This window comes from Pantoea stewartii (assembly GCF_011044475.1).
GTDB lineage: Bacteria > Pseudomonadota > Gammaproteobacteria > Enterobacterales > Enterobacteriaceae > Pantoea > Pantoea stewartii.
This window is the reverse complement of record NZ_CP049115.1, coordinates 396,110-408,630: the sequence shown is the minus strand read 5'-3', so window position 1 is coordinate 408,630 and position 12,521 is coordinate 396,110. Positions and strand designations below refer to the sequence as shown.

The window sequence follows — 12,521 nt, the reverse complement described above, 5'->3', positions numbered from 1 at the left end:
TTGACATAACGTGTGTGACGCATTTCTATGGCAATTAAAAGACGATTGCATCCGTAACCAGCTTACTTCGGTAATAGGAAAACTATCAGATCAGCCTGCTTGACAGGGTTGAATTTATTATTGTCGATGACGGTTCTCCACTCCGTTACGATATTCCTGAACTCTGTCTGGATTTTCGCTGTGGTGGCGCTGGCTGAATCCCAGATCAGCCCGCCGCCCGTCATCTTTTTCCCGGACATCTTAAATAAGCTCCCTGCCATCACTTTACGATGAATAGTTTAGAATATGACAAAAACAGTATTTTTATTCTGAGCTGACGGAATCCGGTCGCGGCGTTAAAATAAACACTAAAATTTCATTACACTCCCCTGTTTACTCATCATTACCACTTTAAGGGAAAACACCTCTAAAAATAAGCATCAAATGAAATAATGAATTTGCTTGCTTATTATTGCATTGTAATTCTTTTGTTATGTAACAATGGTTTTGCAGAAAACAAAACCGTAAGGACATAATCTTGCTCAACTGAGCAGTAAGTAGGCATTACTTTCTTTTTCATGAAAAATAAGCAACATCAAAAATCAAAGTGAAAATTAATTTACGTTTAAAATCATAAAGATAATCAAGAAAACAAGATTCCCCCTCATGATTTACACGCTAATGTTACCGGTAAAGCTGCCGATAACCCTTTTAGTGTATAAGAGGAGATAAAAATGTCCGTTATCAGAAAAGCCAGGCTTTCTAATTTATTACTTATCAGCGCAGTGTTTATCGTCATCATTCAATTGATGGTTGGGTTGATATTTCTCCATTACTTACGCTCTGACAGGGATAACTTCAGAAATGCTGAAGTTGTGAGTAAAAAAGTCCATCTTATCGCTGACGTATGGACGCAGTTAAACGAGGTGCGGGCGGACACTAACCGGATTGCCCTGTGGTTAATCAAAGAGGGAGCGGAAAGCGAAAAAGTAAACTTCTTTATTAATCACGGAGAAAAAACGCTCAGTAAAGCCAGGGATGACTTCAACAGCTATCAGCAACTTGCCGATATTAAGGGTATGCCTGAAGACATACAGAAAGCGTTAAAGGAAAGCTATCAGGCCTACTCATCCCTTTTGCAGCAGTCGCTGAAAAATGGCTATAAGAAGGACGTAAACCTTATGTTCTCATTAAATGCCGGCCCTTATAAGGAGAAAATGCAAAACGATTATGACAAATGGCGAAACAAGCTGGCAGATATCAGTGCTGATATTTCCTCAAAAAGTAGCGAAACTTATAATAATGTAACCGTGTTTTTCTACGGCACGATAATTTTTAATATCATTTTCATCCTCGGACTCATCGGTGTTTTTAAAAATGTGCTCATTAAGCCTCTTTCACAGGTTTATGCGCAACTGGAACGCATTGAGTCAGGCGACCTCACCAGCGCGGTGATGACAGGATTCCATCGTAAAACTGAAATAGGGGCATTGTTCGCTAAACTCAGCGAGATGCAGTCGGGACTGATCAGGGTGATTTCCGAGATTAAAGAGGGAGCACAGAATATTGTTAAAGGTATCAGTGAGGTCAGTGCCGGCAACAGCGAACTTTCAGCCCGCACTGAGCAGCAGGCAGCATCAATCGTTCAGACAGCGTCCAGTATGGAAGAAATTACTGTGGCTGTAAAAAACAATGCGCAAAACTCCGCTGCGGTATCTGAACTGATTGACCATACCAGAGACAAGTCTGAACAGGGTAAATCTGTAGTCTTATCCCTTTCAGACCTGTTAAAAAACATGCAGGAAAAATCATCACAAATCAGCGATATCACAGGCATCATTGAGAGTATTGCCTTTCAGACCAATATCCTGGCACTGAATGCTGCCGTTGAAGCTGCCAGGGCGGGCGAACACGGAAAAGGCTTCGCAGTCGTTGCGGCAGAAGTCAGGAACCTTGCCCAAAAAAGCTCATCATCGGCGAAGGAGATCAGTAATCTTATTTCTGATTCAGTAACGGAAATTCAGGATGGTGCCAGACTGTCTGATGTCGCTCATGATTCGATTACAGGGATATATGAATCTGTACTTGAAATACATGATGTCATGAACAGCATCAGAACGGCTTCGGACGAGCAAAGTAAGGGGCTTGAGCAGATTAATATTGCTGTTTCTGAACTCGACACTGTCACACAGAAAAACTCCGCCCTGGCTGAAGAGACCTCATCGGTGGTTGCTGTCGTTGAGGATGAGACTATAAACCTTAATCGTGTAGTGGATTCGTTTAAGGTAGCCGAAAAAGAACTTTCGGTCACATCATAGGGCCAGTGCTGACTATGGTTACCGCCGAATAATACCGCCCTGTCTCGGATTAAAGCGGTGCAGCCAGTTCTGAGTCAATTCTCAGACCTGAAGCGACACCGCCGCCGTATCGCTGTTGTTAAAACCATGAAACGCGCCCGGCCAGAGGTGCAGCTTAGCGGTCACTCCGACGCGGATACACAGACTGGTCGGGATTATCATCCAGAAACGGGTCAAGGCGGGCCAGTGCCAGTTCAGACGGACGTAAAGCGGGTCAGATCTTTTTCGCAAGCAGGAGCGGACAAGGCGAAATGGTCTTGCCGCCGTGCGATTCTAAAAGCAACGCCTCAGTCTGGAACGGTTTAAAAATGTGGATGCCCTACTTCAGGTTAAGTTGAAACTTTGCTGACTTAAGCGATCAAAATGGTAACCAGGCGTAGTCCGCTATGAGCGAGGAGCGGAAGTTCATGCCCGTAGTGAGCCTGAGGTTATCTGTGTAGTCGTGATATATCAGACAGACCAGCCGCGCTGTCTGATACCACCTGGCTAGATCCAGATATCGTTTTCAGCGGTTCGTTCCCCCCCTTCGTGTCCAGTATTCAGGACACCACAAGGTTCTATCATCATCATTTTTACTGTCGTTTGAGCTGACGTTTTATGTTCTACACCTTTTGGAACAACGAAGATTTCTCCCGGATGAACGAGAACGTGGCTATCGCGAAAATCAATACGCAATTCCCCCTCTACTACAATGAAGGCCTCATCAGTTTCAGGATGCGAGTGCCAGATAAAGTCGCCCGCTATTTTCACGATTTTGAACTGGTAATCGTTCATCTGCGCAATGACTCTTGGCTGCCAGTGGTCATCGAAAAGAGAGAATTTGTGTTCCAGATTTACCGGTAAAGACATGATGACATTCCTTAATGTTAAGAAACGTCAAAAATAAATAAAGTCGCTGTGACCGTCTTGAACGATCGTGCAACTCAGGCACGGTTGGTGTGAATGAAACTTTGCAAACGGCCCGGAGAAATACCGTATGCCTTTATAAACTGCCGTGTCATATGGCTTTGATCTGAGAACCCTGCCTCAAAAGCAGATTCTGCAAGTGACAGACCTGTCTGAATCAGATGTCTGCAGTATGCGAGACGACGCATTGTTACATAGCGATAAGGACTCGTGCCGAAAAGTGCCCGAAAATCCCGGCTCAGGCTCCAGCGATCTTTACCGCAGACGGTAGATAAGGTTTCCAGCGTAATGTTCTGGCTGAATTCAGATTGTATATATTCTCGCGCGCGCTCCGCAGACTGATAATCCAAAAGGCCGCGACGTAAGCGTTGCCCTCCCACGACGGCCAAAGTCTGGGCAAGGTCATAAAGGGCGTCCTCCTCTTCAAGGACATCAATAGCATCTTCTGACGCTTTTAACAGCGGTCCAGTGGCGGCAAAAAGCCGGGGATCCGTTGATATTCCATCTGGAATAAAGGGTAATGGTTTTCCGCCCAAAATTTTCTGAATTAACGCAGGTTCGATATAGACCATCCGGTACTGAAACCCTTCTGTCGTTCCTGCCTCTCCATCATGAATTTCATCCGGATGCAGGACTATTGTCTCGCCTGGTAAGCTATGTTTTTTACTATCTCGATAACGAAAGCTTTGTACTCCAGACAGTGTCCTGCCGATCGCATAGGTATCATGACGATGGGGTTCATAACCATATCCACTGAAGAAGGCCTCCAGACGTTCAATTTTTCCCGGCGTGTGTGCAACTCTGACCCAGTCTTTATTTGAGTGTACTGCTGACATGTGCAACACCTGTTTCCAGTTAAGTTGAATTCTCACCATAACCTTACCGGGCCAGATTTCAAAAGAAGTAGATGAAAGAGCGTGAGTCTAACATTCGGGTTCGTTATGCCCGGTGCCGCAAAAACTGCCAGCAACCTTTTCCAGTTCAGTGCTACCGTTAGTAAAAATGTCACTCCTGCTCCCGTGTCCGCTTCTGGCACAAAGCGGACAGGCTGACTTAAATGGAGGTACACTATGAGAAAAGAGCAGATGAATGGAGACACAGCTTCCGGTAAGGAAACATTATCAGGCTGACAAAGCTATGACAGTAAAACTTAGTGCAGCGCAGGCGGGTACGGGATCTCTCTTTAATCCTGCATCTTATGAAGTTATTCTTCTCAGAACGCAGGAGTAAACTTCATGAAGGCATGACTGCTATGGCATTTTTCTGCGGCTCTACCTGGCGACTCTTTCTGATAAATATAACGGTTGCCGTTTCCTATACGTTTATCCTGCCAGTGATGAGCATATTTTTAATAAACGGATTACACGCCTCGCCGGTTTTTCTTACCTTTTACAGCCTCGGAACTTCACTGTCTGGATTGTTTTTTTGCCAGTTAATGGGTTCCCTTTCGGATAAAGGTTATCCGGATAAGCGTCTTTTCATTCTTTCCGTTTTGGCCCTTTCCCTGACCGGTATCGCTTTCGCTTACTGCCGTTATCCTGTCCAGGCACTGCTCATTGGCATTTTCCTTTTGGGGCCGGGTAATGCTTGCGTTACGCTGTTTCTTTCGATAATTCGTAAGCATTCGCTGGAGGCAGGAATCAACCCAACGCGGCTGAATACCCAGATGCGTACATGTGTGTCTGTTGTATGGATAGCAGGCCCGACGCTGGCATTTATCTTCGCTGACAGATTTGGATTCGCCTTTGATTTCCTGATATCAGCCCTGCTTTCAGGAATGACAATATTACTGTGTCACTTAATGCTTCCCGTAGGGGAAAAAACAAGTGGCCCCGGGATTGCCAAATCAGATGAGGTCAGGAAACCCCGTATCAGTAGTGATATCTGGGCGTTAGGTGCAGTAATTATACTGGCAAACTTATCAAATAAAATTTACATGACTGTTATGCCACTTTATCTGGTGAAGGATCTTAATTTACCTGTTTCTTTCCCCGGTTTTTTGCTGGGTTCTGCAGCAATCATAGAAATTCCCGTTATGCTTGCTGCCTCACGATTAGCAGACAAGACAGGTAAAGAGCTGCTTTTTATGGCCGGCTTTCTTTTTGCCTCCGCCTACTACTGCCTGCTTCTACTGGCCAGTAACAGGGCTGAACTCATTGCATTACAGATTTTAAACGCAGTGTCCTTTGGTATTTTTACCGCTCTGGGCATATCAGTTATTCAGGATGCGTTGCCTGAACGCAGCGGTTTTGCATCAGCGTTCTACTTCAATGCCATGCGGACAGGAATGATTGCCGGAAACGGGATTACCGGACTGATGGCTCAACTGACGGGTTTCAGAATGACTCTGATTATTCCTTTTTTGTCAGTCAGTTGCGCAGCTTTGATAATGCTTTGTATCAACAATAGCCGCTTTATGAAAAAGCGTCAGTAACCGTGGCCAGCGCCGTTTGATTACCTTACTGTTGCGTTTATAACGTCCACTTTTGCACAAATCAGAATCATGAAAAGACCAATGTCCGCTATGAGCGACGAGCGGACATTGATATGTGGTCTGTGCTATGTGGATTGTTCTTGCTTCACTGGCGGGAGAGATATCCTCGCCTCCGAAATCATTTTTTCCACTGCTTCAAGAGGGATATTCTCTTCGTAGCAGGTCAAAAAGAATTCGTGTGTAACATCAGAATAGAAAACTTCAGCAATTTGCCGTAAAGGAGATGTCTCGCTGACAGATAATTCCAGAAACATGCCATCACGTAATATGTCGCCTCCACGACTCAGTTCAAATTTAATTTGAGACATATTATATGAATTCCTTCTTTTCAACTACGCAAAACATTTTGCGTGAGTGATATCAAAAACAATTTTGTCAGGATACAGCGAGATAATATTCCGATCACGTTAATCTCAACTACAAAGCCATTCTAAGGGTAATCCTGAAATCGTCATAACACGCCAACAACCGCTCTTGGCACAATGCGGACTATATGCAGGCCAATTTCTGCTGTGAGCGAAAAGCGGACGTTTAGGTGGCTGAGTATTATAAACTCTTTCAGCCTGAGAGAGAAAAATTGTCTTCTTTATCGTACTTTATATCACTTGTACTAAAGATTACGCCGATCCAGAATTGGCGACTCTTAATGAGCCGTTTTATTATCGAGTTCGAAGGCAGCCTGAGCAACCACCTGTGATCTATTAGAAGTTACAAAGAGTTACTGAATGGCTCTCGTCATTTTTTCTATTCTTGGTTGCCTATACCAATCTGATTTCTCATACGCCTGAAGCCAATCCATATTCCCTTCAAGCATAGAGGAAAAGTGATTTTTTAGAGCATTAGAGAAATAGTGAAATAGTGAAGACTTTTCACATTTCTTCTATAGACAGACGTCCCGTTAACGGAAGAAATACTATCAGAAATAACCCTATCCTCATCAGTCATATGCGTAATGATAAAATCCCTTACATCATATTTTAACATTTCTGTATCTGAGCAAGCCTGACAGAAGCTGACTTCAACAGCCTCTCTCCACATTATAAATTCTATTTGATAATTTTCTTTTATTAAAAAATCTTGCTATCATCAACTGGTTTAGCTTCGAAACCATAATGCTCAACAATAAATTTAAAGATCTCGTTAAATGAATGAAAATACTCGTTCATTTCACTTTCCTTTGTGATTTTCCAATAAACTTTACACCGAATTTACTATCATCTCTATAGTTTTATCATTAAACAGTTTCGTTTCAACAGCTGTTTCTATCGAAAGAGTACCGCCCGCTTCTGGCACAAAGCGGATCGGTCACAGAGGTGATGCAGGATGGTACCGGGACTGAGCCTCAATCATTGACTCGCTGAATGCTCCGTTACCGTTAATGACACGCCCTCTTCCAACTGTCAGATTTCGGGCGGTCCCATAGCCTTTCAATAACCCTGCACGCTCGTCAGCCACCGGTTCCTGCCAACTCCTGCCATTTTTCAGACAACAGTTGTCCACGTTTATCGGCCCAAGAATTTGACTGCCGTCTTCAATCTGTGTCTGTCCTGAAACTGAAACGCCGCCGAGATATCGTCCTTTGTTACCGACTTCTATTCGTGCGCCTTTGCGATTAGCTTTGAGCGTACATCCACCTTCGCCAAACTGATTTTCGGAACCGATATGTACAGACCCGGCTGTCGCTTCAATGAAAGTATTGCTGTGAAAAAAATTATGATTCCCCACAGTCAGGCCATACCCCAGGCCTGTGATTAGCGTGACTCCTGAGTAAAAAACATTGCCCGTACCAATTTCAGCATGAACGGAAATCAAAACGGAGAGCGGGTCAAATATCACATTTCCCTTTTCGCACAGTAACGCAATCTGGCTGATTGTAAGGAAACCATGATCGGAACGCATTTTATCGAAAATATGATGAAGCATCATGTCACTACTCTCCTGAGTGATGAATGCACCAATTGTCAACATAATAATGTGTTGTGCATGGCATACATATTGAACAACCTTTAACCAGATAACAAAATCAAATGAAGCCCTTTACAAAGGAAATAATAATGATTTTCAGTGAATTCCCTGTTACAGGATGCTGGGACAAAGAATCTGTCAAAAGTGCATTTCAGCCAGTTGAAACATTACCCGGCAGCCTCATCGAAGCTTCATCTCGCTTGTTTGGAGAATATAGCGCCGGACGTCCTGAAAAGCGCTTAAGGTAAGCCTAATCTCCGTATGAAAATATAGCGTTTTCATATTTTAGTTACAGGATCGCTATGAACGTTTCTTACAGGCACTGGCTCCCTCATCATGATGCACCTTTTTTTCGTCGGCTCCATCTGCTCGTCGCCGTCCTTATCCTTTCCCAGATCATCAACTCCAATTTTATTGAAAGTGAGGCGCTGGGCGGGCACAGTCTGGAAACGGTAATCACCTGGTTTCATATCCTTTCTGGCCTGTTACTGATTGTCGCCGGATTCGCTATGCTGTTCTGGATGAAAGTGCAGCGTGGATTACACTGGTACTTTTCGTGGCTGACACTGGACTTTCGGGGCATTCGGGATGATCTTGCCTGCCTGGCGCGCATGAAACTACCCGACGCACACAGTGGCGGCATCGCTGCCACCATACAGGGGCTGGGCGTTATCTCACTGCTTTTGGTTGCATGCTCAGGCGCGCTATGGTTTTTACTTAACAGCACATCCTTCGCATCGCCCGACCTGACGGACACGGTGTTATCCTGGCATACGTTCCTGACCACTTTTGTCGAAATCTACTTCTACTTCCACGGTGCAATGGGCGTGCTGCATATTCTGCTCTCGCGCTTTGAAAAATAAGTGTGCCCTTACCGGAAGCAGAAAAGTGTGGCGTGTGATAAAACATCGCCCCGGGCTGCGTACACCATTACCGGCCTGTACTTTTCTGAATCACGCTGGCAGCCACCTGGTCCCGAATATGGCCCGCCCGCACAGGAAAAATTTTTTTTCCATATACGTCATTAAACTGACACAGACGCTCCCTTATTTCCAGGTACGCCGGGAACAGGCACCGGCGTAACGAATGAGGACGAAGGCTGGACGCATTTCTGTTCGGAGTACCGCGCTGCTGACTGGCGTGGTACGACGTGAAAATCCTGCAGTAAGTCTCGTCAGCGTTGGTTAATGAAACAAGTTTCTGGTCTTCATCAGACATTATCCGCTTTGAGCGAAAAGCGGAAGTTCGCATTTGTCATAACCGCAGGGATGTAGGACTAACATTTGCGTGTGTTGATTAACGGGGAGCTGGTCATTCATGTTGGATCTCCTTCAGCTAACCCGTTTTCGCGCTACGTTTGACTGAGATAATTGAAATGGCGATAATTTATACGCTGCTGCAAAACCATAGCATGACATTTTTCATGCAGGCGCAAGGTGATTTTCTGGGGTTGCCTGGCTGCGATAACAACAGGCACAAACATCAGCTATAAAACTCGTTCGTAAATATTTAAAAGAGGTCTGTATGTTAAAAGAATTTTCAATTTTCACTGATACTGCAACTCTTTCAATATTTGACATTGATGCGATTAAGCACAGAGTTGCAGATTTATGTGACTGGTGGAGCGAGGAGGAGAATGAGATCCTTGAAGTAAACAAGGGCAACATCGCTTTTCTTGGGTTAGGAGTTGATGGTGACTATACCATTAAGGTGTCGGAAACTATTGAAGGAGAAGCAGGTACACTAAATCTGCACTTCCCGTCAGGCAACGTTTTTATTGGAGCGGGAGAGTTCACGTCTGGAGGGGATCTGGAACCACTTGACCTTGATGTAAACGATGGAGAAGGAGAAACCTTAAACTTTGCTCCTGGCTACTACCGCATGAAGTTTTCTCGCTCAGAAAATATAATTGAACTCTGCTTTGAACCGACCACGGAAAAATATAATTCTATAGAAGAGTCTGTCCGGATATAAAAAGATAAAAACATTGAGCCTTATGCCCATTGTTAGTTTAATGAGATATAAAAAACGGGCTGACGCAGGGAGCAGTTGCGGGACATGATTGTGACCAGCTCCCCGTTAATCATAACAGAGTGGTTCTAGCTACTTCCGCTTCTGGCACAAAGGGGACATTAGCACCATCAGGCGGACTTATACTCCGGTTAAAAGACGTCTGACGCAGAACGTCAGGCGTCTGGCAGTATTTACCTTTCAGTGTATGACTGGAGTTGCGTTATCAGAACTGTTCCCAGTTCTGATCCTGTCCGCCAGCCACAGCAGTTTGTGTTTTTTTCACGACAGGCGCAGAAATCACTTCGGGGCGACGGTTCTCCCGCTTATTAACAGATGATATTCCTGACACGCTGACAGTGAAGGCGCTCACCAGCCTGCCCAGTATTGAGGCCTGCTCCGTCAGAGAGCGAGTTGCTGCTGAGGCTTCTTCAACCAGGGCGGCGTTCTGCTGGGTGGCATCATCCATCTGATTCACAGCCTGATGAACCTGACTGATACCCTGCGACTGCTCACTGGCAGCGACTGAAATTTCATCCACAAGGTCGGTAACCTGTTTCACCGCATCATTCATGCGGGACATATTGGCACCCACGCCCTCAGCCTGCTCCGAACCAGCCTGCACAAAGCTCATTGACGACTCTATCAGCTCCTTGATTTCGCGGGCGGAAGAAGATGAACGCTGTGCCAGGTTGCGGACTTCGCCGGCTACAACCGCAAAGCCGCGCCCCTGCTCACCCGCACGGGCCGCTTCGACGGCGGCGTTGAGCGCAAGGATATTGGTCTGGAAGGCGATGCCCTCAATCAGCGCTATGATGTCCGTAATTTTGGCAGAGCTTCCACGGATGTCGCTCATTGTGCTCATCAGGGTGCGCACGCGACCAGCGCTGTCTTCTGAAATATCCCGGGCGTTTCTGGCCAGCTGGCTGGCCAGGCGCGTGTTTTCTGCCGTCTGGCGGACGGTTTCACTGAGCTCAGACATGCTGGCTGCCGTTTGTTCCAGTGAGGCAGCCTGCTCCTCGGTACGCGAGGACAGATCCTGGTTACCGGCTGATATCTGTGCCGAAGCGGAACTGACCGACTGGGCAGACGCTTCGACTTTTGACAGTGAGTCTGAAACATTCTCAATCAGATGGTTGAAAGCACTTGCCGTGAGGCCGATTTCATCACGACGCGACGCATCAACCCTGAGGGTCAGGTCCAGGTTCTCGCTGGCCTGCTCCATGGTCTGCCGCATGCCGTTCAGCTGTTTGCGTATAGACAAGATGGTTTTGACCGTAAAGAAGCCTAGGATAAAGATGACAACGGCAGAGCCTGCGCTCAGTCCCCAGAGCGTCATGAAGTAAATACGGGTATTGGTTTCATCCAGCTGTGTACCAATGTCGATATTTATCTGCAGTTGCTTGCGGTAGCTGGTGGTCAGGGTACGGATTGCGTCATTAAGGCTCTGACTGGTTTCAGCGGCATCCGCACTCAGTGAAGACGCCGGAAGCCTGTAGGCCTGCAGAAAAGCAGGCAATTTATCATGAATGTTTTTTATCATGACAAATGCATCTTTGGTCAGTTGCAGGTCTTCATCACTGGAGATGTCGTTTTCCAGATAATGCTGGTTTAGCTTATTAAGGCGTTCGACCGCTTTATCCATATACACCGCAATTTCAGCCTGTTTGTCAGCCTCTTTTGCGCTCTGATAGTTGTACAACTTAATAATAAGTTCATTGTTTTCGTCAATAAGCACGTTCAAATCGATGATTGAGGGAATGGCGTTAATCTGTACGTAGTGAAAGCGGTACTGAAAGCCGCTGACGACCACGATGGCAATGATAACCATGGAAACCAGTGATGCCGAGAGAAGAGAAAATGTAAGAAAAAGTCGCTGTGTAATGGTCATAGTTCACCCTGTGTGTGGTAAAAAAACAAAAAGGCATAGCTATATTTAAATCGTCGAATAAAGGGAAAACTTGATTTTTATGTTGCGAGTACAGCTCGTCACGAAGAGCGGAAGCAAAACGGATGAGATAAATCAGTGACAGCTTTAATACGTGAATATATTTAAACTTTCCCCTGGCAGTATGGGCTGGGACCATGGGCTCTAAAATAAGCCCGACACGGCTGGATGAACGCCATGGGCGGGCTTGACGGTTATTCAGATTTCTGAGAGGTTAACCTTATTCTGGCATCATAATTGTAAGAATATAATCAGCAGACCCGTTCTCAATGAATTATAAGGGTAATAATCAAAATGGATCTTTCAGCAATATATGAATGGCGTAAAACGATTATCTGATAAGTACAGACAGCATGAAACTGGATTTGCACGCCGCGCATCATTATTTAACAGAGTCGACGTGGGCGAAAGGAATCGATTTTGACACAGTTAAAATGTCGACGGCGAACAGCCTTAATTTTGGTGTTTATCTCGACAAATCACAGACAGGCTTTGCCCGTCTGATAACCGACTACACTACGTTTGCGTATCTCTGTGATGTTTAGGTACTCAATGAATACCAGGGTAAAGGTCTGGGGAGATGGCTAATCCAATGTATTCACAACCATCCGGTTTGTGAAAAATTGAGAAGTATTATTTTATTCACATCGACAGCCCCATGGCTTTATCAAAAATTTGGTTACGTGCCCATAAATAAAGAAAATTACACCTGGGCTTTTACCCAAAAACGCTCGGGTATGTAACGAACGTCGGATTTTATTATGGCGCTTTGAAAAAAAGCGCCCTGTTCAATATCGCGTGCATCACTTCCCTTTAACCCGATAAAGCCCTTCCTGTACGATGTCCGCTTCTGCCACAGAAC

Annotated in this window: 10 protein-coding genes and 1 pseudogene; 6 read left to right on the top strand and 5 right to left on the bottom strand. The window is 45.4% G+C overall.

The genetic code is table 11. The annotated features are described in order from the left end of the window. Window positions 1-713: 713 nt before the first annotated feature. Window positions 714-2,297 carry a methyl-accepting chemotaxis protein gene (locus G5574_RS01860; protein ID WP_164481936.1) on the top strand — a complete coding sequence of 528 codons (1,584 nt, stop codon included), beginning with the start codon at window positions 714-716 and terminating at the stop codon, window positions 2,295-2,297. 525 nt (window positions 2,298-2,822) lie between these two features. Here G5574_RS01860 and G5574_RS01855 read toward each other — a convergent pair. Continuing rightward, window positions 2,823-3,185, bottom strand: coding sequence for a cupin domain-containing protein (locus tag G5574_RS01855; RefSeq protein WP_164481935.1), 363 nt, complete (start codon window positions 3,183-3,185; stop codon window positions 2,823-2,825). A 74-nt stretch (window positions 3,186-3,259) separates the two neighbouring features. Then, window positions 3,260-4,078, bottom strand: a complete 819-nt coding sequence (locus G5574_RS01850; RefSeq protein WP_164481934.1) for an AraC family transcriptional regulator — start codon at window positions 4,076-4,078, stop codon at window positions 3,260-3,262. 407 nt (window positions 4,079-4,485) lie between these two features. Here G5574_RS01850 and G5574_RS01845 point away from each other — a divergent pair, with 407 nt between their 5' ends. Then, window positions 4,486-5,676, top strand: coding sequence for a sugar efflux transporter (locus G5574_RS01845; RefSeq protein ID WP_164481933.1), 1,191 nt, complete (start codon window positions 4,486-4,488; stop codon window positions 5,674-5,676). A 125-nt stretch (window positions 5,677-5,801) separates the two neighbouring features. On the opposite strand, the gene G5574_RS01840 is transcribed toward G5574_RS01845, so the two are convergent. Together G5574_RS01840 and G5574_RS01835 are read right to left on the bottom strand one after the other, a co-directional pair. Beyond that, window positions 5,802-6,044 carry a hypothetical protein gene (locus G5574_RS01840; protein ID WP_164481932.1) on the bottom strand — a complete coding sequence of 81 codons (243 nt, stop codon included), beginning with the start codon at window positions 6,042-6,044 and terminating at the stop codon, window positions 5,802-5,804. A gap of 997 nt (window positions 6,045-7,041) precedes the next feature. Next, window positions 7,042-7,662 (bottom strand): hypothetical protein, encoded by a 621-nt coding sequence (locus tag G5574_RS01835; RefSeq protein ID WP_164481931.1) that lies wholly within the window; start codon window positions 7,660-7,662, stop codon window positions 7,042-7,044. Window positions 7,663-7,790: 128 nt separating this feature from the next. Between G5574_RS01835 and G5574_RS01830 the strand changes: the two genes are divergently transcribed. The 3 genes from G5574_RS01830 (at window position 7,791) to G5574_RS01820 (ending at window position 9,675) form a co-directional block, all read left to right on the top strand. Continuing rightward, on the top strand, window positions 7,791-7,949 hold the full coding sequence (locus tag G5574_RS01830; protein ID WP_164481930.1) for a hypothetical protein: 159 nt from the start codon (window positions 7,791-7,793) through the stop codon (window positions 7,947-7,949). Between the two features lie 54 nt (window positions 7,950-8,003). Next, entirely contained in the window at window positions 8,004-8,564 is a 561-nt protein-coding gene (locus tag G5574_RS01825) for a cytochrome b/b6 domain-containing protein (RefSeq protein WP_162286936.1), read from the top strand. A 661-nt stretch (window positions 8,565-9,225) separates the two neighbouring features. After that, a complete protein-coding gene (locus G5574_RS01820) occupies window positions 9,226-9,675 on the top strand; it encodes a DUF6386 family protein (protein ID WP_164481929.1) in 450 nt (149 codons plus the stop codon). A gap of 262 nt (window positions 9,676-9,937) precedes the next feature. Here G5574_RS01820 and G5574_RS01815 read toward each other — a convergent pair whose 3' ends face one another. After that, on the bottom strand, window positions 9,938-11,602 hold the full coding sequence (locus G5574_RS01815; protein WP_164481928.1) for a methyl-accepting chemotaxis protein: 1,665 nt from the start codon (window positions 11,600-11,602) through the stop codon (window positions 9,938-9,940). A 351-nt stretch (window positions 11,603-11,953) separates the two neighbouring features. On the opposite strand from G5574_RS01815, the pseudogene G5574_RS01810 reads away from it, so the two are divergent. Next, window positions 11,954-12,402 (top strand): annotated as a pseudogene (locus G5574_RS01810) (GNAT family N-acetyltransferase). Window positions 12,403-12,521 lie beyond the last annotated feature (119 nt).